Here is a 21,711-nt window from a genome sequence, read left to right as displayed (position 1 = left end):
GGTGTCGAGGTGGGTCGGGGGCGCTCAGCGCAGACTCGCTGCCGTCTCCCGCAGTCGCGTGTGCACTCCCCGGTGTGTCTCGCGGGCCGGAAGCCACTCCTTGCGGATCTTGGCCACACACGTGTAGTTGGTGTCGCACACGTTGGCCAGCGGCGACTCCACGGCCTGGGTCGCGAACTGGTACGCGTCCAGCTCACTGAAGCCGTAGTCGCGCACCAGCCACTGCACCAGGTCGAGCTGGGATATCCGGAACGCGTCCTCCAGCGGCCGGGCGGAACCCGTCGACATGATGTGCGTGTCCGACTCGATGCGCGGCCAGGGCGTGGCCAGCCCCTTGAGCAGTTCGACGATCACCACGGTGTTCATCGCGCACTCGACAGCCACCCCGCAGGTCTCGCCCTCGCCCTGCCGGGCGTGCCCGTCGCCGAGGCTGAGCAGCGCGCCCTCGACGTTCACGCCGAGATAGCAGGTGACCCCGGACCGCATCTCGGGCGTGTCCATGTTTCCGCCGTGCGCGTCGGGCACCAAGGCCGAGCGCACCTCCAGATTGGCGGGGGCCACGCCTACGGTGCCGTGCATCGGGTCCATGGGCAGCTCGGCCTCGATGTCACTGTCGTGCGCCCGGAACAACGCCGTACGACGTGTCCGGTCGAGCTGCCAGATCCAGACGGTCTCCGGCAGGGGCGGTTGCAGCGTGGCCGTGCTGTGGGTCGAGGTGAGTGCGCCGAACAGCGGGACCGTCGTCGACGCGGCCCAGTCCCGGGCCGGTTCGATCGACACGAAATGCACGGCGACCGTGTCACCCGGCTCGGCGCCCTCGATGTGGAAGGGACCGGTCTGGGGGTTCAGGAACGGGAACTCGCAGACCTCGGACACCAGGTCCTTCTCCGACCGCACCCGTCCGGCGAAGCAGTCCTCCGTGTACAGATCGAGGACCGTGCCGGGTGCGATGCGCGCCACGGGAGGGACGCCCCCGAACGTCCACGCGTACTCGCCGGGCTCGGGGCGCACGGTCAGGATCCGTGGGTCGCTCATCGCTGCACTGCTCCGTTCTGCGGAAGGCCGGTGGGGGAGGGTTCGTCGAAGTGGACACGGGCGGTCTCGGCTATGCGCCGGGGGTGCCGCCGCATCAGCACGACCAGCACCACGACCCCCGTCGCCATCCACACGCCGACCACCCATCCCGCGTACGACACGGGAGCGGTCAGCTCGGAGACGAAGTCGAAGGCGGGCAGTCCCGCCGCGGTCAGCAGCGCGGGTACGAAGGCGACGATGCCGAGGGCGGGCAGCAGCAGATGCCGTACGGGTCTGAGTGCCTCGCGCCTGCGGCGCAGGAAGTAGCCGGCACAGGCGAGGTTCACGACGATGTACACACCGATCACGACCGTGACGATCACCGTGGCCAGCAGCAGGAACGCCGTAACCGGGTCGTAGGCGAAGCCCAGCCCCAGTACGGCGCCGACCGCGACGGCGGTCTGTACGGCGATACCGGCGACGGGCGAGCGGTACTTGGGATGCAGTACGGCCAGGAAGCTGGGCAGGACGCGGATGCGGGCCAGGGCGAAGGCGGTCCGGGTGGAGACGTTGGCGCACGCGTTGGCGTTGGCGATGGCCGAGTTGACCACGGCCAGGAACACCAGCACCCAGAGCAGCCCGAACGACGCCCGGGCCACGCCCTCCCACGACGCGGCACCGGAGGCCCCGAACTCCCCGAAGCGGTCCGGCCCGTAGTACACGGTCATGGCATAGGTGGTGAGCACGTAGAACAGGCCGATGGCGAGGGCCGCGCCGAGCACCGCACGGTGCATGGTCCGGCGCGGGTTCCGCGTCTCCTCGGCCAGAGGCGCCGCGGCCTCGAACCCGGCGAAGGCGAGCACCGTGTAGACCGACCCGGCGAAGACCCCGGTGATGCCCTCGTAGCCCTCGGCGGTGTGCGAGGTCCCGAACACGGACAGCGTGTTGTCCCCGCCCGCCCTGCCGATCAGCCAGACGGCGAACACCACGAGGACGACGACCTCGAAGACCCCGAGGACCGTGCCGAACCGTGCCGACGCACGCACCCCCGCATACCCGGAGACGGCGATGATCGCGGCACCCGCCAGCGCCCACGGCCACCACAGGTCCGCCGGATACGAGGGCCATTCCTGGTGCAGGGTGCCCGCCGTCGTGAAGCCCAGCTGCAGAAGCAGCAGCGGCGGGATCAGCGCCTCGACGAAGACATAGCCCCAGCCGACGAGGAAGCCGACGGCGGGATGCAGCCCTTGCGCCACATACGTCGACACCGAGCCCGCAGCCGGTAACTCCCGCGCCAGCTCGGCGACGCACGACGCCGTGAACAGACAGGCCACCAACGCGATCAACACCGACAAGGGCAGACTTCCGCCCGCGAAGGCCGCGCCCGACGGAATGGACGCCGCGACCGCCGCGGCCGGTGCCATGGCCGTGATGCTCTGGAACAGGACCTCGCGCAACCCGATCGCATCGCGCCGCAGCCCTGCGGCGCCGGGCCCCACCGATTCCCCCGACATGTGAATCCCCCTCGTTCACGCCGATGCGCCGGCGCCGCCATGACACGACGGCTGCGCCTCGCGTGAATCACGGTACGGCGCTGGCCGGTTGGGCAGAAGAGCACGCCGGATTTCCGTGGACAGCCGCCGGACTGTGGATAACTCGCTCACTCACACGAGTGAACTCGGCCCGGAATAAGGCAGGTTCGTCAGTAATCACGCGTGTTCCTGCGCGGATTCAGGCGTGTTCCTCCGGGGGCGCCAGGCCCGCTCCTCTGCGGGTCAGCGTGTGAATTAGGCGTGTCCCGCAACCGCCGCCGGATCGTCGAGCACCGCTCGCACCACCGAGTGCGCAGCCCCCAGCAACGGTCCCTCGGGACCCAGCCGCGACACGGACACCGGACAGGCCGGACCCGCGGTGCGCCGGTCCAACTCGGCCTCCAACGACGGCAGCAGCCACGGCGCGAGCCCCGCCAGCGCACCGCCCAGGACGACACTCTCGGGGTCCAGCAGATTGACCGCGCCCGTCAGCGCGACACCGAGTGCCGTTCCCGCGTCGCGCAGGGCCCGCCGTACGTCCTCGTCGCCCTCGGCGGCACGCCCGCCGAGCAGTCCGATGCGGTCCTCGCCAGGCTCGAGCCCGGCCGCACGCAGCACCGCATCCTCACCGGCGTACTGCTCCAGACACCCGCGCCCCCCGCAAGGGCACTCGGGTCCGTCCGGCTGGACGGGCACGTGCCCCAACTCGCCCGCGAAACCTCGCGTTCCGCGCAGCAGGCCCCCGTCCACCACGACTGCCGCGCCGATGCCGATCTCCGCCGACACATGCAGGAAGTCACGCGGAGTGCCGTCGCCGAGCCAGAGCTCCGCGAGGGCGCCGAAGTTGGCCTCGTTGCCCACGGTCAGCGGGAAGTCCACGGACAGCAGATCGCCGAGGTCCGTGTCGCGCCAGTCGAGGTTCGGGGCGCGTACGACCGTACGGGCGTCGCGTGCCACCAGACCCGGCACGGCGACCGCCAGACCGGCGGGCCACAGCCCCTCACGCTCGGCCTCGGCGATGACCTGCCGTACCAGCTCGCCGAGTTCCTCGATCACCGGTTCCGGGGCGCGGCCCCGGTTCCCGCCGTACCGAACCTGCCGGGACCGCACCTCGCCGCGCAGATCGACCGCGCAGACGGCGAGATGGTCGACTCCGACCTCCGCGCCTATCCCGGCCGGGCCGTGCCCGCTGACGGCGAGCGCCGAGCCGGGACGGCCCACTCGGCCGGGCCGCTCGGGACCGAGTTCCTCGATCAGCCCCGAGCGGATCAGCTCGTCGACGAGGGTGGACACCGCAGCACGGGTCAGCCCGATGCGGGAGGCCACGGCGGCACGGGAGAGCGGACCCTCGGCGCTGACGGTGTGCATCACCCGGGCGAGGTTGCGGCGACGCATGCCCTGCTGGGTGTTGGGCAGCGCGCGCCCGGCGCCGGCCGGGTGGTGGGCCTCGTGGAGCGGTGCGGTCATGCCTGAAGTCAGTCCTCAGTGAGCTTCCGGGCTCCGCTCCAGCAGCGGGGCCGCGTCGGAGAGTACCCCGGTGATCCTGGCCAGCGTCTCCTCGTCCCGCTCCACGGCGTCGAGCACCGGCCCTCGCGTGGTGTTCCAGCGCCGGGCCACCGCGGCCGGATCCTCGCCGGTCAGCAGGCCGGCCGCCTGGGCCGCCGCGCCGAGCGCGACCAGTTCCTTGGCCTCGGGAACCTGCACCGGGCGTCCCGACAGCCGCCGTACGGTCTGCTGCCACGCCGTGCCCCGGGCGCCGCCGCCGATCAGCAGCAGCGGGGCCGAGTGGTCCGCGTCCTCGTCGAGGACCAGGTCGAGGGCGCTGAGCAGCGCGTGGACGGCACCGTCGTACGCGGCCTGCAGGAGCTGGCCGGCGGTCGTGTCGTGGCGCAGGCCGTGCAGGAGACCGGAGGCGTTCGGCAGGTTCGGGGTGCGTTCGCCGTCCAGGTACGGCAGGAGCGTGAGGCCGCTGGTGGGTTCCACGGCCTCCCGGTCGAGGCCCAGCAGGGTCGCGAGGCGGTCGACGGCGAGTGTGCAGTTCAGGGTGCAGGCCAGCGGCAGCCAGTCACCGTGCGCGTCGGCGAAGCCCGCCACCGTGCCGGTCGGGTCGGCTGGGCGCCGCTTCGACACGGCGTACACCGTGCCCGACGTGCCGAGGCTGAGCACCGGCGTCCCGGGGCGCAGCCCGAGGCCCAGCGCGGCTGCCGCGTTGTCGCCGGTGCCGGGGGCGACCAGGGTGCCCTTGGAGAACGGCAGGTCGTGGCTGTCGCGCACGGTGCCCGCGACCTCACCGGGCCGGACCACTCGGGGCAGCATGGCCGGGTCGAGCCCCACGTGCGCGAGGATCTCCTCGTCGTACGACTCCGTCCCCGACGCCCACCAGCCCGTACCGGAGGCGTCGCCGCGGTCGGTGGTGCCCTGTCCCGTGAGGCGTTCGGTGAGGTAGTCGTGGGGGAGACGTACGGCCCTGGTGGCCCGCACGGCCTCCGGCTCGTTCTCGGCCAGCCAGGCCCACTTCGTGACCGTGAAGGAGGCGGCCGGTACGGAGCCCGTGCGCTCGGCCCAGAACTTCGCGCCGCCCAGTTCTTCGATCAGACGGCGGGCCTGCGGTGCCGAGCGCACGTCGTTCCACAACAGAGCCGGACGTACCGGCTCGCCCCGGTCGTCCAGCGTGACCAGGCCGTGCTGCTGCCCGCCGATCGACACCGCGGCGGCCTCGTGCGCGGCGTCCCCGCACTGGCGCAGCGCCTCGCACAGGGCGTCCCACCACTGACGCGGGTCGCTCTCGCGGCCGGCCCCGGAGGACACGGTGTGCGGTGCCTGGCCGCTCGCGACGACCTGCCCGGTCGGCACGTCGACCACCAGCGCCTTGGTGGACTGGGTGGATGTGTCCACGCCGACGACGAGCGGACCCTCGGCTGCTGACATCGGGCTCTCCCTATTTGCGCGGCTCTACGGGAACTGACCTGCTGGTTCCAGGGTGCCCGGGCCCCGACGACCAGGTCTTCACCCTTCAAGAGGACATCTTGTCCCTTCCCAGGGACGCGTCGGCATACTAATTTGTAAATCGCCATGACGAAATAGTTGTGGCGAGTAGTCGTCGAAGCGCAGCAGTCACCAAGCGCAGTCGTCATCGGTGCAGTCGTCAGTAAGCGCAATCGTCACTAAGCGCAGTCGTCAGCAAGCAAGGAGCCGCGGCATGAGCTACCAGCCCACCCCCGAGGACAGGTTCACCTTCGGCCTGTGGACCGTCGGCTGGCAGGGACGGGACCCCTTCGGCGACGCCACCCGCCGCGCCCTCGACCCGGTCGAGACGGTGCAGCGCCTGGCCGAGCTCGGCGCCTACGGCGTCACCTTCCACGACGACGACCTGATCCCCTTCGGGTCATCGGACACCGAGCGCGAGGCACACATCAAGCGCTTCCGCGAGGCTCTCGACGCGACCGGCATGACCGTGCCGATGGCCACCACCAACCTCTTCACCCACCCCGTCTTCAAGGACGGCGCGTTCACCGCCAACGACCGCGACGTGCGCCGTTACGCTCTCCGCAAGACGATCCGCAATATCGACCTGGCGGTCGAGCTGGGTGCCAAGACGTACGTCGCCTGGGGCGGCCGGGAGGGCGCCGAGTCCGGCGCCGCCAAGGACGTACGCGTCGCCCTGGACCGCATGAAGGAGGCCTTCGACCTCCTCGGCGAGTACGTGACCTCCCAGGGCTACGACCTGCGGTTCGCGATCGAGCCCAAGCCGAACGAGCCGCGCGGCGACATCCTGCTCCCCACCGTCGGCCACGCCCTGGCGTTCATCGAGCGCCTGGAGCGCCCCGAGCTGTACGGCGTCAACCCCGAGGTCGGCCACGAGCAGATGGCCGGGCTCAACTTCCCGCACGGCATCGCCCAGGCACTGTGGGCGGGCAAGCTCTTCCACATCGACCTCAACGGCCAGTCCGGCATCAAGTACGACCAGGACCTGCGCTTCGGCGCCGGCGATCTGCGCGCCGCCTTCTGGCTGGTCGATCTCCTGGAGAGCGCCGGTTACACGGGGCCTCGCCACTTCGACTTCAAGCCGCCGCGGACCGAGGACCTCGATGGCGTGTGGGCGTCGGCGGCGGGCTGCATGCGCAACTACCTCATCCTCAAGGAGCGTTCGGCCGCCTTCCGCGCCGATGCGGAGGCCCAGGAGGCCCTGCGTGCCGCGCGCCTGGACGAACTGGCCCAGCCGACGGCTGCGGACGGCCTCAAGTCGCTGCTCGCGGACCGCACGGCCTTCGAGGACTTCGACGTCGAGGCGGCCGCCGCGCGCGGGATGGCCTTCGAGCGCCTCGACCAGCTGGCGATGGACCACCTCCTGGGCGCCCGAGGCTGAGCCCACGCGCGCGTGCCCCGCTGTCGCCGCCCTGCCGCGTGTGACCAGCCCGTCGAGGGACCTGGTCACACGCGGTACGGGTGATCGGCCGAGCTCCGCGCGGAATGTGCCGGAATCGTGCGATCCAAGGCATGGGCCGGTATCAACTCCGGCGAATGGGTCGCGCCCCGACCGGTACGAGGCGATTCTTGACGGTATGGCCACGCCGCCCGTACCTCCTCAGCCGCCGGGACAGCCGGGTGACACGCCGCGTTCGGGCGGTGGTTTCGGACCACCTCCTGAAGGCTTCGGTTCCGGCTACGGCACCCCTGCGGACTACGGCCCCCCTGCGCACTACGGCCCTCCGCCCGGAGACAGCGGCCCGCCCTCGTACGGCGGTTGGCCGCCGTCGCAACCGCCCGACGGAGGCGGTGGACCCGATGGGCCGGGGCGGCGGCGGAATCCGCTCTTCATCCTGCTCGCGGTGATCGTGGTCGTAGGAGCCGTCGCGGCCGTGGTTCTGATGGCGTCGGGGAGCGACGACTCGCCCGACGAGAATCCGCCCGCCGAGAGCAGCACGAGCAGCACGGGCAGCTCGCCGAAGCCGTCCTTCAGCATCCCGACCGAACTCCCCAGCAGGTTGCCGAGCGAACTGCCGACATCCCTGCCCTCGGGTTTCCCCACGGAGCTGCCCAGCGGCTTTCCGAGCGACCTCGAATCGCTGATCCCGTCACTCGCGGGCGAACTGCCGTAGCCACAGAACCGCTAGAACCGCTGCCCTGCGTTACGCCTGATCCTCTTCGGCCGCATGCTGTGCCGAGGCCAGCGCCGCCGCCGGATCCTGCGCGGGACCTCCCGCGGGCACCCACTGGCCTCGTTCCTTGCGGTACGGCCACCAGCGTCCGTCCCGGCCCAGGCGCAGTTGGCTCGGTGCGCCGACGACCGTCCACCGGTTGCCCTTCGCCCGCAGCGACGGCCGTTCCTCCTCGTCCCAGGCCGATTCCAGGGCGGCACGCGCGCGTGCGAGGGCCTCCGCCTCGACGGTCCACTCCTCGTCGAGCACGGACAGCGCGGCGACGCCCCCGAGGTGCCAGGCGCGTACGGCCACTGCCAGGCCCTCCCGGCCGCGTCCCGTCCCGTCGGCCAGCCGCTCCGCCACACGCGCGAGCGGGTCGCCTGCGGCGAGGCGTACCGCGTCCTGGGCCGCCGTCAACTCCGATACCGCGGCGAGCTGTTCCGGCTCCGGATCACCGTGCAGCGCGTCCGCGAGCATGCGGTGTGCTTCCGCTGCGGTCCGGGCGGCCAGGAACTCCAGGGCGGCCGGGTCGACGCCGTGCGCGGGAGGTGTCTCGGTGTCGAGGGACGGCGGCACTCCCGGCTCGGCCGGCAGCTCCGGCAGGGCGGGCAGCGGCGGCAGGATGTCGCCGGTCGCGTACGCCTCCGCGGCGTCCACTCCCTCCGGCTCGGACGCGGACGGTTCGGACGGTGCGTCGGCGGATGCGGCGCTGCGGGCCTGTACGGCGTCCAGGAGGTCGCGTTCGCCCCGTCCACGCATCAGCAGCAGGACGAACGGGTCCTGGTCCAGAAGCCGTCCCACCTGATAGCAGAGGGCCGCTGTGTGCCCGCAGTGGTCCCAGGCACCGCAGCCGCACTCGGGCTCCAGATCACCCATGCCCGGCAGCAGTTCGATGCCCGTGGCGGCCGCGTCCTCCACCAGGTGCGGCGGCATCTCCCGGTCCAGCAGCGCCGCGACATGCCCGGCACGCTCGACGGTCATGTCCAGGAAGCGGTCCCACTGTTGTGCGGACAGCTCCTCCAGCAGCACGTCGGCCCGGTACGCCGTACGGTCGCGGCCCTGCACGACTGCCGTGATGCGCCCCGGGCGCACCGACACCGCACCGACCGCTCCCGCGCGCGCGAGCCTGCGGCCGGCCTTGAGCTGCGCCGAGTCCAGCGCCGTCTCCTCCAGCGCCTTCAGCCAGGCCTGGCCCCACCACGTCTGTGCGAACCCCTGCCCGCGCGCGGGCGGCAGCGCTGCGAACGTGCGCTCCAGGTCACCGTCGTGTCGAGTCATCACGCGCCCCCTCGCAGTTCCACCAGATCGGCCAGCTCCTTGTCCGTCAGCTCGGTGAGCGCCGCCTCGCCGGCGCCGAGCACCGCGTCGGCTAGCTCCCGCTTGCGGCTCAGCATGTCGGCGATACGGTCCTCGATGGTTCCCTCGGCGATCAGCCGGTGCACCTGGACGGGCCGGGTCTGGCCGATCCGGTACGCGCGGTCGGTGGCCTGCGCCTCGACGGCGGGGTTCCACCAGCGGTCGTAGTGCACGACATGTTCGGCGCGGGTGAGATTCAGGCCCGTGCCCGCGGCCTTCAACGACAGCAGGAAGACGGGCACTTCACCGTCCTGGAAGCGCCCCACCAGGGCCTCGCGCTCGGCCACGGGGGTCCCGCCGTGCAGGAACTGGGAGGGCACGCCGCGCGACGCCAGATGCTGTTCGATGAGGCGCCCCATGCGCACGTACTGGGTGAAGACCAGGGCGCCGGCCCCCTCGGAGAGGATGGTGTCGAGCAGTTCGTCCAGCAGCTCCAGCTTGCCCGAGCGTCCCGCGATCCTCGGACGCTCCTCCTTGAGGAACTGCGCCGGGTGGTTGCAGATCTGCTTCAGGCCCGTCAGGAGCTTCACGATCAGGCCGCGCCGCGCCATGCTGTCGGCGCCGGCGATCTCCGCCAGCGTCTCGCGGACCACGGCCTCGTACAGACCCGCCTGTTCCGTGGTGAGGGACACGGCACGATCGGTCTCCGTTTTCGGCGGCAGCTCCGGCGCGATCCCCGGATCCGACTTGCGCCGGCGCAGCAGGAACGGGCGTACGAGTCGGGCCAGGCGCTCGGCGGCGGCCGGGTCCTGGCCGCCCTCGACAGCCTGCGCGTAACGCGCGCGGAAGGTGCCGAGGCGGCCCAGCAGGCCGGGCGTCGTCCAGTCGAGGATCGCCCACAGTTCCGACAGGTTGTTCTCGACGGGGGTGCCGGTGAGCGCCACGCGCGCGCGGGCGCCGAGGGAGCGCAGGGCCCGCGCGGTCGCCGAGTACGGGTTCTTCACGTGCTGGGCCTCGTCCGCCACGACCATGCCCCACGTCACCTCGGCGAGCCGGCGCGCGTCCAGGCGCATCGTGCCGTACGTCGTGAGCACGAACTCTCCGTCCGCCACGGCGTCCAGGTCGCGCCGTGGTCCGTGGAAGCGGCGCACGCGCGTGCCGGGCGCGAACTTCTCGATCTCGCGTTGCCAGTTGCCCATCAGGGACGTCGGACACACGACCAGCGTCGGACCGGCGGACGCGGCGTCGGACTGCCGGTGCAGATGCAGCGCGATGAGCGTGATCGTCTTGCCGAGGCCCATGTCGTCGGCCAGACAGCAGCCCAGGCCCAGGGACGTCATCCGGGCCAGCCAACTCAGGCCCCGCCGCTGGTAGTCCCGCAGCGTGGCCGCCAGCGCGGCGGGCTGGCCCACCGGCTCCTGCCCCTCGGGGTCCGCGAGCCGCTCGCGCAGCGCCGCCAGCCAGCCCGTGGGCCGGACCTCGACCTGGCGGCCGTCCACTTCTGTGGAGCCGGTCAGCGCGGCGCCGAGCGCGTCGATGGGCGTGACCTTGCGGTCCTGCTGCGCACGCGCGCGGCGCACCTCCCGAGGATCGACGAGGACCCACTGGTCGCGCAGTCGCACCACGGGGCGGTTCGCCTCCGCGAGACGGTCCAGCTCCTCGCGCGTGAGCCGCCGGTCGCCCAGTGCGAACGACCAGTTGAAGGCGAGCAGCGCGTCGGCGGAGAGGAACGCCGGCGTGTCCGAGGTGACCCTGCCGGGCGTGGACTCGTCGTCCGGCGGGCCGATCACCGCCCGGGCGGTCAGTTCGCGGGCCAGTTCCTTGGGCCAGTGCACATCGACCCCCGCCCCGGCGAGGGCTCGTGCGCCCTCTCCCAGGAGGTCGGTCACCTCCTCGTCAGCGAGCTCCACGGCGTTCGGTACGGCCGCCGAGAGCAGCGGAGTGAGCGGGTTCCAGGCCCGGGCGGCCCGGCGAAGCGCCAGCAGGGCGTCCATCCGCGCGCGTGGGCCGAAGGCGCCGGAACCCGCCCACACGTCGCCGGCGTCCGCGACCAGAGTCGGATCACTCACGCTGTGCACCTGCAGCACCGCCCGGAACGACAGCGCCGCATCGTCCTGCGTCGCCGTGGCGAGGCCGGCGACCTCCAGCCGCAGCGAGAGCCGTACGCCCGCGTCGTGGCCCGCGGCCACATCGGCGGCCCAGGTCCGCTGGCCGGGCAGGTGCTGCGGCTCCTGCGCCGCGTAGGCGGGCCCACCCGTCACGAGCGCCGCCGCGGGGGAGCGGGGGAGCGTGTCGGCGACCGCGTCCAGGAAGGCCCGCAGCAGCCGCTCCGGGTCCGGCAGCCTCAGCGGCTCCACGCTCTCCAGAGGTACGGCGTGCGCCTCGGGCGGCATGGCGGCGGCCAGGGCGCGGATGCGTTCGACGTCCTCCGTTCGCAGGGGTCCGGCGCGCCAGGCGTCGTGGTCGTTCGCCGAGAGGCCGGGCAACAGCAGCCCCCGAGCCATGAGTTGCAGGCCGAGCAGGGCGGCGGTGCCCCAGAAGACGCCCGCTCGGGGCGCCTGCGGGGAGGTACGCGCGCGCGTGAGCACCGGCAGCGCGGCGCGCACCGGGAGCAGAACCGCCGGCACGCTCACCAGCTCGACACCGTCGTCGCCGGGCAGGGCGACGGTCAGCTCCTCCAGGGATCCGGAAGCGACGAGCGGAACGGCGTCGCCATCGGCTCGCCAGAATGCGATCCGGCCGGCGCGGGCCGGATCACCGGGCAGGAAAACGGCCCGGCAGCGGGCCAGTTCGGAGATCTCGGACGGTGTTGCCTCGGGAAGCCTCGGCACAGCTCTGCAGCACTCCTCAAATTTGACTACTCGCGTCGAGTGGTCGAGGGTACAGCACTCGAACGGCTCACCGACATCTCCGTGCCGTGACATGGGTCACTCTCCGGTCGGTGTGGGTATCTCCCTCGTGCGGAGCCCCGGTGCGCCGACCGCACCCAGGCCGCCACCCGGCCTCCGTGACCAGTAGGGGCCGCACTCAGGGTCGTCTCAGGGTCGTGGTTCGGAACCGCTGGAAGCGCGGGCCCGTTTTCAGGACAGAGAGCGGCAGTGGCCGCGAAGGAGGCGACGCACATGTCGAAGAACGCGAAGATCGCCGCGGGAGGTGTGGCGGCCGGACTCATCCTGCTGATATGGCTGCCCTGGTGGGCCGCGCTCCTGATAGTCCTGGGAGTCCCGGCCGTCGCCTACCTCACGCTCGACCCGGCCCAGCGGCGCAGGCTGCGCCGAGTAACCCGCAAGGAACTCGGCCGCTGATGATCACCTGGCCGCCGGTGCGACAGGGGCGGACAACGCGCAGGAGTTGAGTACATCGCCGTTCGCGGGCCGGTCGACGGTACGGTCCGCGGGCGGTCGAGTGCCCCGCTCCACCCATGAGACCAGCGCATCGAACGCCGACCGGTAGCAGGGCAGGATCGGCCGGAGCCGGTCCGGATGGGTGTCGTACAGCCCGTCGACATGCGTGCCGCCCGCGATCGTGAAGTAGCGGTGGAGCGGGCCGCGTCCGCTCGCGTCGATCATGCGCGCGTACACGTCCGAATCGGCGGCCTTGGGCAGCAGCGTGTCCAGATCGCCGTGCAGCGTGATCAGTGGTCTGCCGATGCGCCCGGTCAGCGCCACACGGGCAACGGCGCGGTGGACGGACGCCGGGCGCGACGCGTAGTCGTAGGCGGCATCGGAGGCGCACGGTGCCAGGATCCGCTCCGGCGTCGTACCGGCGGACGGGCCGGGACAGCCGGGGTCGTATGCCGGGTCGAACTCGGCGCGGTAGATCTTCTGTGTGACTCCCCAGTAAGCCTGCTCGTGATAGGGCCAGAGGAACTCGGAACCACGCGCGAAGCCGACCGCGTACAGGTCCTCGTCCCGGGCGGAGCCGAGCACGCGTGCCACTGCCGTGGGCAAGGAGGTGAGCAGGTTGGGGCCCTCCGCGGTCCACAGGGCGCCCTCCCAGTCCACGCCTCCGTCGTACAGCTCGGGATGGTTCTCCAGCTGCCAGCGCGTGAGATATCCGCCGTTGGACAGGCCGGTCATGTACGTACGCCGGGGAGCGTGCCCGTAGCGCTGGGCCACCGCCTTGCGCGCGGCCCTGGTGAGCTGAGTGGTCCGCGCGTTCCACTCGGCTACGGCGTCACCGGGCCGTTTGCCGTCGCGGTAGAAGTCGGCACCGTTGTTGCCCTTGTCGGTCGCGGCGTAGGCGTAACCCAGCGCCAGCACCTGATCGGAGATCGCCGTGTCCGTTGCGTACTGTCTGCGGGTGCCGGGGGCTCCGGTGACGACCAGTCCGCCGTTCCAGCGGTCCGGCAGCCGGATCACGAATTGCGCGTCGTGCCGCCAGCCGTGCGTGGCGTTGAAGCGGGAGGAGTCCGGGAAGTAGCCGTCGATCTGAATCCCGGAAACACCGGCCGGTGTCCGGGTGCCGAGTGCCGTCAGCCCTGTCTGGTCAGCCATGTCGGTGTAGGGCGTCCCCGCGAGGCCCGTCGTGGTCAGATCCGGGAGGCAGGCGCTCTGCTGGAAGGCCGCCCCCGGTACCCGTACGCCTCGCTGACCGGCGCAGTGATCCCCGCCTCCTGCCGTGGCTGAAGCAGGAGCCGGCCAGCTGAGGGCGGCGGCCAGCAGTGGGGCGACGACGAACGGAATGCCTCGGGACGGGCGCATGACAGCCTCCTGGGGAGAGGGGAGACGGAGGGCAGGGGCGAGAGGGTGGAGCCGTGAAGGCTGCCTCATGGTGCGGGCCTGGGCTCGTGTCATCCATGGGTTGGGGCCACATGGAACGCCGCAGCCGAATGGGGCCCCGAGACAGGCGCCGGCCACGCCTCTCCCCGCGAGTGGGTATCGGGCGCGAAGCCCTCAGGACGACAGGTGGCTAGGCCGTGTCTCTTGATGGATTCGTCAGTTAGTCGGATGTGTCTGTCCGGTTAGTAATCACCGATGGGATGTGGGCTCGGATCGAGCCGTTGATGCCACCAGATCCAGTCCGTGGACGACGGTGGGCCGACGACCGCCGCACTTTGGAGGCCATCGCCATGGAAGTACCGCACCTGTTCGCCCTGGCGTGACCTTCCTGAAGAACTGGGTTCGTTCCAGACAGCCCACAAACGCCTGCTCCGGTGGGCTGTCGACGGCACGTGGGAACGGATCTTCAGAGCCGTCCTCTCTGCGGCGGACGCCCGTGACGACATCGGCTGGACCGTATCGGTGGACTCCACTATCTGCCGGGCTCACCAGCACGCAGCAGGCGCGGGAAAGAAGGGGCAGCCGGCCGGGCCGAGCCCGCAGCCCACGCGCTCGGACGCTCCCGTGGCGGCCTGAGCACGAAAGTCCACCTGGCCAGCGACGACCGAGCCCGACCCCTCGCCCTCATCGTGACGGCAGGCCAGGCCGGGGACGCACCCGCCTTCGCAGCCGTCATGGGCCGAATCCGGGTCCCTCGGCCCGGTCCCGGAAGGCCCAGAACGCGACCCGGGGCAGTCCTCGCGGACCGGGCCTACTCCTCCCGCGCGATCCGCGGACATCTCCGTCGTCGCGGCATCCGGGCAGTCATCCCGCAGCCTGCTGACCAGATCGGTCACCGCGTGCGGCGCGGGCGAGGCGGTGGCCGACCGCCAGGCTTCGACCTGGAGACCTACAAGCAGCGGAACACCGTCGAGCGGTGCATGTGCGCCACGAGGCGCCTTGTTGTATCCCCGGCTCAGCCGGGAGGAATTGGAGGGATATTCCTGGGCCTGATGGCTCACCTGGATCCGAAAGGTGATGGGGACCAGAGCATGCCAGAGAATCAGCGACCGGGCTCAGTTGCCAGGGACGGTGCGCTGAGGGGCCCGCGTGATAAGGCGAAAGCTGGATTGCCTAAATCCCAATCTCCAGTCGATGAAAGTTCGCATCCATCGGAAAGGCTACTGAAACCGATGCCATGTCCTGTGACGGCTTTGATGCATGGCCGACATACCTTCCGCGGCATGGGGCGATGTCCAGTGAGGACATTGAAGGAGATGAGTGGGGCGCCTACGTCACGCTATGACGTACAACAAGGACGAACGTGGGATCGCCTACGGGGTGCGAACCCTAGGGCGACGGAGTGCCCGTAGTAGTCGCAGGGGTAACGACCTGCCAAGGAGAGCGGGAAAACCACTCGCAGGGCGAAGGGGCACAGGTGACTGGATGCGAATGAGACCGGGAGGTATGCGAAATGCAGAGTGCCGACACGGTGTTAGGCATCCTTCGTGAGCGCGGCAGACGTGGTCTGCCGTGTAATGAGCTGTATCGGCAAATGTTCAACCCGCAGTTGTACCTGGTGGCTTACGGCCGCATCTACTCCAATAAAGGAGCGATGACGCCGGGAGTCTCGCAAGAAACCGTGGACGGCATGTCGCTGGGCAAGGTGAGTCGCATCATCGATGCGATGCGTCACGAGCGCTACCGGTTCTGCCCAGTAAAGCGAGTCAACATTCCCAAGAAGAATGGGAAGACTCGGCCGCTTGGACTGCCGACCTGGTCGGACAAGCTCGTCGGCGAGGTGATGCGTCTCCTTCTGGAGGCATACTTCGAGCCGCAGTTCTCCGACCGGTCCCATGGGTTCCGACCCAAACGGGGCTGTCACACCGCCTTGACGGAGGTGGGCAATACCTGGACGGGTACGACCTGGTTCATCGAAGGTGATATTTCTGACTGCTTCGGTTCGATCGACCATCAAGTCGTTATCGAGACGCTGGCGGAACGGATTCACGATGGCCGGTTTCTTCGACTCGTGCGCAACATGCTTGAGGCCGGTTACATGGAGGACTGGGCCTGGGGAGCCACGCTCAGCGGGGCACCTCAAGGCGGAGTACTCTCTCCGCTGCTGTCCAATATTTACCTGCACCGACTGGACAGCTTTGTCGAGAAGGTTCTGATTCCGCACAACACCCGAGGGCGAAGCAGGGCACGCAACCCTGCCTACCTGGAGGTGGTCAACGCGATCGCGCGCGCTCGCAGGCGGGGAGATCGGGCCGAAGTCCGGTCACTTCGCAAGCAGCAGCGCAGTATCCCCAGCGTGGATCCGAATGATCCGGGCTTCCGGAGACTGCGCTATGTGCGATACGCCGATGACACCCTTCTTGGGTTCATCGGGCCGAGATCCGAGGCCGAGGAGATCAAACGGCGTCTCGCGGTATTCCTTCGTGAAGACCTCAAGTTGGAATTATCGCCAGAGAAGACACTGATCACCCATGCCCGTAAGGGCGCGGCATCGTTCCTCGGATACGAGATCACCGTGCAACACAACGATAGGCAGGCAACCCGAGGCCGCAGGACGGCTAACGGTTCGATTGCTTTACGCGTGCCAGCAAAGGTGATCCGAGACAAGGCAGCCCCATACCTCAGCCGCGGAAAACCCGCGCACCGGCCCCAACTCCTGAACGATGACGACTACACCATCGTCAACGTCTACGGGGCCGAATATCGGGGCATCGTCCAGTACTACCTCCTGGCCGGCAATGTATGTCGATTGCATCGGCTGCGTTGGGCCATGGAAACCTCGTTGCTCAAGACACTGGCAGCGAAGCATGGCTCGACGGTGTCCAAGATGGCGGCCCGCTACAAGGCCAAGATCGAGACACCGAATGGGCCCCGCACATGCTTCGAAGCCAAGGTCCCCCGCAGCACAGGTAGGAAGCCACTGGTCGCACGATTCGGCGGAATCTCACTGACGCGACAGAAGGCAGCGGTCCTCACGGATCGTCAAGCGGCCAACCCCCACCCCAGAAAGGAACTGGTTACCCGGCTCTTGAAGGGGAAGTGCGAGCTATGCGGGACGTCGGAAGACGTGCGGGTGCACCACATCCGAAAACTCGCTGACCTCGACAGGGTAGAACCGCCTACCGAATGGCATCAGGTCATGGTGAAGAAACGGCGCAAGACTCTGGTTGTCTGCATCGGCTGCCATGACACGATCCACTCAGGAAAGCCAACCAGTAGCGTCACGAAATAGGTCACTGGAGAGCCCGTTACGGGGAAACTCGTACGGCGGGTTCGGAGGGGGGCCGTGCGGAAAAGGGCCTGCACATGGCAGGTACCTCGTCGCGCGGCCTACCCAACCAACCGCTTCAAGCAGTGGCGCGGCCTGGCCATGCGAACGGACAAACTTGCCATTTCCGCCTCCCCCGTCGTTCGTATCCCTCAGGACCGACCAAAGAGACAGGCCCTAGGCGCGCCCGACTGTTTGCGAGGTCGAGAGGAGGAGGAACACCATGGCGGACGCCGCCCACGGATGAGGAGGCCCAGCGACGCCACGGGGTCGCCGACGGCTTCGCACACAAGGCGCCGCGGGCGCCGTGTGGACGGCCCCGGACTCGCCGATGCCCCCGACCTGCCCGACGCCCTCGACGCCCGCGTGGCTCTGGCCCCGCCTTCCAGGCAGGCCGGGGTGTGGTCGGCGCGCTCCTGACACGGCGGCCGTGCGGGATGCCAGCCGGTCCCGCCGGGCCCCGCCCCGGGCGGCCCGGCGCATGGTTCAGCTGGGGCGTACGGCCATCTTGTCGAGCGCTTCCAGCAGCCCGGGCAGTTCCGGGCCGCGGCCCACCGGCAGGACCTCGCCGGGTTCGTCGTCGAGGAGGACGAACGCGATGTCGTCGGTCCTGGCGACGAGCGACCAGCCGGGGCCGTCCGCGCGCAGGGTCCGGGCATCGCCGGGCGCGAAGGACGACCGGACGCGGCCGAGGGGCGGCGGGGAGTCCACATAGGCGCGGGCCTCGGCGAGGACCCGCCGGATGCCGCTGTGGCCGCGCTGGTTCTCGCCCACCGCGGCCGTTCCGCCGTGTCCCTCGCCCTGCCCCTGCCCTTGGTCTTCGCCCTGCCCCTGCTCCTGCCCGTGCCCCTCACCCGCGTCCGCGGTCTCGGCGGCCTCCGACGCGCCGCCCGGCGTCGCGAAGTCCGCGTCGTCGATCTGCTCCCGCCACACGGCCCACTGCAGCGCGATCTCGTCGGCGCCCAGGCGCCGCTGAGCCGGCCCCCACACGCTCGTGTCCGGTGGCGCCAGCGGCGGACCGTCCGCGATCTCGGGGTCGGGATCGTGCGGCGGGGGCACATTGGGAGCGGCCACGGCGACCGCCAGGGGCCAGCCGGGCAGGGCGGCCACGACCGAACGTTCGTCGGGTGACAGGTCGTACTCCATGCCGCAGTCCCAGGACGCGATGGCGACGGCGACCAGGGAGACGTCGTCGACGACGACCGTCCACCGGGCGCCGTCGCCGTCCTGGCCGAGTACCAGGCCGTACCCGTCGGCGAGCGGCGCGAGGCCCAGCGCCGCGCAGGCCTCCGGATAGTCGTCGCCCAGCACGCTCGGGAACTTCGCCGGCGTCAGCAGCACCGCCGTGAGCACGTAGAGCGCATCGTCCGCGGCGACGGCCTCCTCATCCGTCCCGGCCATCCCAGCCTCCCCATCGGTTCGTCCATCGGCGCGCACCCTAGTGCGCCCGGAAGCCGCTTGTCACGACTTCCAGTCGCACGCGGAGCTGCAGTTTCCCGGCCGGACGGGGCGAATCGACCACGATCGCCCGGGGTGTCAGGCCGCGGGGAGCCCGAGGAGCTCCCGAGCGACGGTCTGCGGCGACTCGTCGCGCTCCCGGGCCAGCGCGATGACCGCCCGGCACGCCAGCTCGCTCACCCCGAACGACAGCGCCTCCGGAGACACCCAGCCGGCGGCCTCGTCGATCTGCTCCTGGTCGTCCTCCGCGCGGGCCGACACATACACGGCGGCAGCCTCGAACAGATTGTGTGTCCGCCTGTCCTTGCCCGTGTCCGGCTCCGCGCGCACGGCATTGAGGAATCTCGCACACGACTTGCGCACCATGCCCCACATCCTGAGCACCTTCCCCCTCGTCGGCTGACCCGATTGATCATCCATCTTTCCCTACTCAACGTAGAGTTGAAGCCTTGGCGGCAGAAGGGGGCAGCGCGGTGAAGCGCTTCGAGCGGCTTGAGCAGATCCGGCGGATGGACCCGCTCCGCGAGGCCTCGGAGATCTACCGGCTCAGTGCGGCGTACGAATTCCCCTGGGACTTCACCCGGGCGCTGGAGCTGGCCCTCTACCGCACATACGCCGTACCCGCCATCGGCCGGCTGCTCGCCGAGACGGCAGAGCTCACGGAGCGGGCGCAGAAGCGTTACGACGACACCTCGCTGCTCCTGGACGCCGTCGTCGAGCACGGCTTCGACAGCCAGCAGGGCCGTACCGCGATCCGCCGCATCAACCAGATGCACCGCAGCTACGACATCAGCAACGACGACATGCGGTACGTCCTGTGCACGTTCGTCGTGATGCCCAAACGATGGATCGACGCCTACGGCTGGCGCAGGCTCTCGCGGCACGAGATCGTCGCCTCCGCCGTCCACTACCGCACGCTCGGCCGGCACATGGGCATCAGGGACATTCCGGAGTCCTACGAGGAGTCCGAGGCCTGTCTCGACGCCTATGAGGAGACCCACTTCGGCTGGGACGAAGGCGCGCGGCGGGTTTCGGACGCGACGCTCGACCTGATGGCCTCCTGGTATCCGCGCCCCCTCGCCCCCCTCCTGCGCACCTCGACCCTGGCCCTGCTCGACGAAGCGCTGCTGCGGACGTTCCGCTACCCGTCGCCGAACGCCGCCACCCGTGCACTCGTGCGGCGCGCGGTACGCGCGCGTGGACGTGTGGTGCGTCTGTTGCCGCCGCGCCGGGCACCGCACTTCGCGCGGCAGAACTGGGAGATCAAGGGCTACCCGAGCGGCTACCGGCTCGAAGAACTCGGCACCCGCCCCGTTCCCGGCGTCCGCGGCTGCCCCGTGCGGCACATCGACCGGTCAGCCGTCGAGTGAGGCGATCGTCTGGCGCAGCCAGGTGAGTTCGGCCCGGGAGGCGGCCCGCGCGATGGTCAGGACGCCGCGCGGGAAGGGATCGTCCAGCTCCTCGGGGCGCAGTGGCTGGTCACCGTCGTAGACGCGTGGTTCGGAGCCGGTCGTGCGCGACATCCTCGAAGGGCTGCCGATGGACCGTGTGTACCTTCAGGGCGTGCGCGTGGTGACCGTGCGCGGCGCCGGCCACAACGTCATGTTCGATCATCCCTACGCCTTCGTGGCGGCCGTCGCCGGGCAGGACTGACACATCACGACTCCCGTACGGCCAGCGCCAGGAAGCGGTCGTCCTCGTCGACGTACGACGTCATGCGCCACCCGGAACCGGCCAGCAGCGGCCGGAGGTTGGGCTCGGCCCGCAGGTCGGCCGGGGTGATCTGCCGACCCTGGCGTGCCGCGAGCGCCGCCCTGCCGATCGGATGGAACAGCGCGAGCATGCCGCCGGGGCGTACCACCCGGGCCAACTCCCGCAGGTTCTCGGCGGGGTGGGGCAGATGTGCGACGAGGCCGGCCGCGAAGACGGCGTCGAGCGACTCCGACCGCAACGGCAGGGCGGCCACGTCGGCGAGCAGCAACTGCCCGTCACCGTCGCGTCCGGCCCGTACGGCGGCCTCCAGCATGGCCGGGGTCAGATCGGCCCCCAGGACCACTCCCGAGGGCCCCACAGCGGCACGCAGCGGGGGCAGGGCCCGTCCCGTGCCGCAACCCGCGTCCAGCACGCGATCCCCCGCACGCAGCCCGAGCTCGGCCACCGCGGCCGCGTAGGCGGGCCCGTCGTCGGGGAACCGGCTGTCCCAGTCGGCGGCGCGGGCCGTGAAGAACTCCTGCACATGTGTGTGGTCGTCGCTCATGTTCCGCATGATCCCTCACCGGCACGGATGACGCCGCTGTGCACATGTTCGAGCGTGACGCGATCGTTCCGCTGCATCTCTGTGTCATATTCCAACAGCTTTCGAAATGCGCCCCCGTTGTGCGCCCGTGCCCCGGCTAGCGTCCCGGGGCCATGGGACACCTGGACCACGCCGCCCTCGGCTGGCTGACCCCCGTGCTGTCGTACGTGATGGCCTGCACAGGCGCAGCGCTGGGTCTGCGCTGCACCGTCCGCGCGCTCGGCGCCACGGGCCGCTCGCGCCGCAACTGGCTCGTCACCGCGGCCTCGGCGATCGGCACCGGCATCTGGACCATGCACTTCGTGGCCATGCTGGGCTTCAGCGTCAGCGGCACCGACATCCGCTACGACGTGCCGCTCACCATCGTGAGCCTCCTCGTCGCCATGACCGTCGTCTGCGCAGGCGTCTTCGCCGTCGGTTACGGCCGTGACCGGACCCGCGCGCTCTTCGTCGGCGGGCTCACCACCGGGCTCGGGGTCGCGAGCATGCATTACCTGGGCATGGCCGCCGTACGACTCCACGGCGACGTCAGCTACGACCCCGCCCTCGTCGCACTCTCGGTCCTGATCGCCGTCGTCGCGGCGACGGCCGCCCTGTGGGCGGCGCTCAACATCAAGTCGCCCGTCGCCGTCACTCTCGCCTCCCTCATCATGGGCGCGGCGGTCAGCAGCATGCACTACACGGGGATGTTCGCGGTCGGCGTGGACGTCACGCCCTCCGGCGAGGTTCTGCCCGGGGCCACGGCGATGCAGTTCATCTTCCCCCTCGCCGTCGGCCTCGGGTCCTACCTCTTCCTGACCTCGGCCTTCGTCGCCCTGTCGCCCACGACGGGGGAGCGCGCGGCATCCGCGTCGGCCCAGCGGCCGGTCGAGAGCGCCGGCGGCTAGCGGCGGGTCCCGGCCCGCGCGACCCGGGACGGCACGCC

16 protein-coding genes and 3 pseudogenes are annotated in these 21,711 nt (G+C 70.4%); 8 read left to right on the top strand and 11 right to left on the bottom strand.

What is annotated here, in order from left to right; genetic code table 11:
• Positions 1–24: 24 nt before the first annotated feature.
• From AQI70_RS30285 to xylB, 4 genes are all read right to left on the bottom strand, one after another.
• Complete coding sequence (locus AQI70_RS30285) at positions 25–1,035, bottom strand: acetamidase/formamidase family protein (RefSeq protein ID WP_062155649.1); 1,011 nt, start codon at positions 1,033–1,035, stop codon at positions 25–27.
• Entirely contained in the window at positions 1,032–2,528 is a 1,497-nt protein-coding gene (locus AQI70_RS30280; protein WP_062155648.1) for an APC family permease, read from the bottom strand. Before AQI70_RS30280 ends, AQI70_RS30285 begins: the two co-directional genes overlap by 4 nt.
• Before the next feature lie 273 nt (positions 2,529–2,801).
• Positions 2,802–4,013, bottom strand: a complete 1,212-nt coding sequence (locus AQI70_RS30275; protein WP_062155647.1) for an ROK family transcriptional regulator — start codon at positions 4,011–4,013, stop codon at positions 2,802–2,804.
• Positions 4,014–4,028: 15 nt separating this feature from the next.
• Positions 4,029–5,474, bottom strand: coding sequence for a xylulokinase (gene xylB / locus AQI70_RS30270; RefSeq protein WP_062155646.1), 1,446 nt, complete (start codon positions 5,472–5,474; stop codon positions 4,029–4,031).
• A gap of 271 nt (positions 5,475–5,745) precedes the next feature.
• On the opposite strand from xylB, the gene xylA reads away from it, so the two are divergent.
• Both xylA and AQI70_RS30260 read left to right on the top strand, forming a co-directional pair.
• Complete coding sequence (xylA, locus tag AQI70_RS30265; RefSeq protein WP_062155645.1) at positions 5,746–6,912, top strand: xylose isomerase; 1,167 nt, start codon at positions 5,746–5,748, stop codon at positions 6,910–6,912.
• Positions 6,913–7,375: 463 nt separating this feature from the next.
• Positions 7,376–7,645 carry a hypothetical protein gene (locus AQI70_RS30260; RefSeq protein ID WP_062155644.1) on the top strand — a complete coding sequence of 90 codons (270 nt, stop codon included), beginning with the start codon at positions 7,376–7,378 and terminating at the stop codon, positions 7,643–7,645.
• A gap of 30 nt (positions 7,646–7,675) precedes the next feature.
• On the opposite strand, the gene AQI70_RS30255 is transcribed toward AQI70_RS30260, so the two are convergent.
• Positions 7,676–8,965, bottom strand: a complete 1,290-nt coding sequence (locus tag AQI70_RS30255; protein ID WP_062155853.1) for an SWIM zinc finger family protein — start codon at positions 8,963–8,965, stop codon at positions 7,676–7,678.
• A complete protein-coding gene (locus AQI70_RS30250; protein ID WP_062155643.1) occupies positions 8,965–11,814 on the bottom strand; it encodes a DEAD/DEAH box helicase in 2,850 nt (949 codons plus the stop codon). Before AQI70_RS30250 ends, AQI70_RS30255 begins: the two co-directional genes overlap by 1 nt.
• A 291-nt stretch (positions 11,815–12,105) precedes the next feature.
• Between AQI70_RS30250 and AQI70_RS30245 the strand changes: the two genes are divergently transcribed.
• Positions 12,106–12,288 (top strand): hypothetical protein, encoded by a 183-nt coding sequence (locus AQI70_RS30245; protein ID WP_062155852.1) that lies wholly within the window; start codon positions 12,106–12,108, stop codon positions 12,286–12,288.
• Positions 12,289–12,291: 3 nt separating this feature from the next.
• On the opposite strand, the gene AQI70_RS30240 is transcribed toward AQI70_RS30245, so the two are convergent.
• Positions 12,292–13,686, bottom strand: a complete 1,395-nt coding sequence (locus tag AQI70_RS30240) for a tannase/feruloyl esterase family alpha/beta hydrolase (protein ID WP_062155642.1) — start codon at positions 13,684–13,686, stop codon at positions 12,292–12,294.
• Between the two features lie 248 nt (positions 13,687–13,934).
• Between AQI70_RS30240 and AQI70_RS37905 the strand changes: the two are divergent.
• Positions 13,935–14,687: pseudogene (locus tag AQI70_RS37905) on the top strand (IS5 family transposase); the annotation flags it as partial.
• 530 nt (positions 14,688–15,217) lie between these two features.
• Entirely contained in the window at positions 15,218–16,996 is a 1,779-nt protein-coding gene (locus AQI70_RS37900) for a reverse transcriptase/maturase family protein (protein WP_208607474.1), read from the top strand.
• Between the two features lie 522 nt (positions 16,997–17,518).
• Here the strand turns inward: AQI70_RS37900 and AQI70_RS30230 are convergent.
• Together AQI70_RS30230 and AQI70_RS30225 are read right to left on the bottom strand one after the other, a co-directional pair.
• A complete protein-coding gene (locus AQI70_RS30230) occupies positions 17,519–18,433 on the bottom strand; it encodes a hypothetical protein (protein WP_062155640.1) in 915 nt (304 codons plus the stop codon).
• A gap of 135 nt (positions 18,434–18,568) precedes the next feature.
• Positions 18,569–18,865, bottom strand: a complete 297-nt coding sequence (locus AQI70_RS30225; protein WP_062155851.1) for a hypothetical protein — start codon at positions 18,863–18,865, stop codon at positions 18,569–18,571.
• A 98-nt stretch (positions 18,866–18,963) separates the two neighbouring features.
• On the opposite strand from AQI70_RS30225, the gene AQI70_RS30220 reads away from it, so the two are divergent.
• Positions 18,964–19,860, top strand: coding sequence for an oxygenase MpaB family protein (locus AQI70_RS30220; protein WP_062155639.1), 897 nt, complete (start codon positions 18,964–18,966; stop codon positions 19,858–19,860).
• Here AQI70_RS30220 and AQI70_RS37895 read toward each other — a convergent pair.
• Positions 19,846–19,980, bottom strand: a pseudogene (locus AQI70_RS37895) (PadR family transcriptional regulator); the annotation flags it as partial. The gene AQI70_RS30220 and the pseudogene AQI70_RS37895 overlap by 15 nt on opposite strands.
• Before the next feature lie 4 nt (positions 19,981–19,984).
• Between AQI70_RS37895 and AQI70_RS37890 the strand changes: the two are divergent.
• A pseudogene (locus tag AQI70_RS37890) lies at positions 19,985–20,143 on the top strand (alpha/beta fold hydrolase); the annotation flags it as partial.
• A 4-nt stretch (positions 20,144–20,147) separates the two neighbouring features.
• On the opposite strand, the gene AQI70_RS30215 reads toward AQI70_RS37890, so the two are convergent.
• Positions 20,148–20,747 carry a class I SAM-dependent methyltransferase gene (locus AQI70_RS30215; RefSeq protein ID WP_062155850.1) on the bottom strand — a complete coding sequence of 200 codons (600 nt, stop codon included), beginning with the start codon at positions 20,745–20,747 and terminating at the stop codon, positions 20,148–20,150.
• Between the two features lie 152 nt (positions 20,748–20,899).
• Here AQI70_RS30215 and AQI70_RS30210 point away from each other — a divergent pair, with 152 nt between their 5' ends.
• Positions 20,900–21,673 carry an MHYT domain-containing protein gene (locus AQI70_RS30210; RefSeq protein WP_062155638.1) on the top strand — a complete coding sequence of 258 codons (774 nt, stop codon included), beginning with the start codon at positions 20,900–20,902 and terminating at the stop codon, positions 21,671–21,673.
• Positions 21,674–21,711: the final 38 nt, after the last annotated feature.

Source organism: Streptomyces curacoi (genome assembly GCF_001513975.1).
Classification (GTDB): domain Bacteria; phylum Actinomycetota; class Actinomycetes; order Streptomycetales; family Streptomycetaceae; genus Streptomyces; species Streptomyces curacoi.
This window is presented reverse-complemented; position numbering and strand designations above follow the sequence as displayed.

Coding starts and splice junctions, on each gene's coding strand:
- AQI70_RS30285 (WP_062155649.1), bottom strand. CDS start 1,035: ATGAGCGACCCACGGATCCTGACCGTGCGCCCCGAGCCCGGCGAGTAC.
- xylB (WP_062155646.1), bottom strand. CDS start 5,474: ATGTCAGCAGCCGAGGGTCCGCTCGTCGTCGGCGTGGACACATCCACC.
- AQI70_RS30280 (WP_062155648.1), bottom strand. CDS start 2,528: ATGTCGGGGGAATCGGTGGGGCCCGGCGCCGCAGGGCTGCGGCGCGAT.
- AQI70_RS30245 (WP_062155852.1), top strand. CDS start 12,106: ATGTCGAAGAACGCGAAGATCGCCGCGGGAGGTGTGGCGGCCGGACTC.
- AQI70_RS30240 (WP_062155642.1), bottom strand. CDS start 13,686: ATGCGCCCGTCCCGAGGCATTCCGTTCGTCGTCGCCCCACTGCTGGCC.
- AQI70_RS30275 (WP_062155647.1), bottom strand. CDS start 4,013: ATGACCGCACCGCTCCACGAGGCCCACCACCCGGCCGGCGCCGGGCGC.
- xylA (WP_062155645.1), top strand. CDS start 5,746: ATGAGCTACCAGCCCACCCCCGAGGACAGGTTCACCTTCGGCCTGTGG.
- AQI70_RS30210 (WP_062155638.1), top strand. CDS start 20,900: ATGGGACACCTGGACCACGCCGCCCTCGGCTGGCTGACCCCCGTGCTG.
- AQI70_RS30225 (WP_062155851.1), bottom strand. CDS start 18,865: ATGTGGGGCATGGTGCGCAAGTCGTGTGCGAGATTCCTCAATGCCGTG.
- AQI70_RS30215 (WP_062155850.1), bottom strand. CDS start 20,747: ATGAGCGACGACCACACACATGTGCAGGAGTTCTTCACGGCCCGCGCC.
- AQI70_RS37900 (WP_208607474.1), top strand. CDS start 15,218: ATGCAGAGTGCCGACACGGTGTTAGGCATCCTTCGTGAGCGCGGCAGA.
- AQI70_RS30255 (WP_062155853.1), bottom strand. CDS start 8,965: ATGACTCGACACGACGGTGACCTGGAGCGCACGTTCGCAGCGCTGCCG.
- AQI70_RS30230 (WP_062155640.1), bottom strand. CDS start 18,433: ATGGCCGGGACGGATGAGGAGGCCGTCGCCGCGGACGATGCGCTCTAC.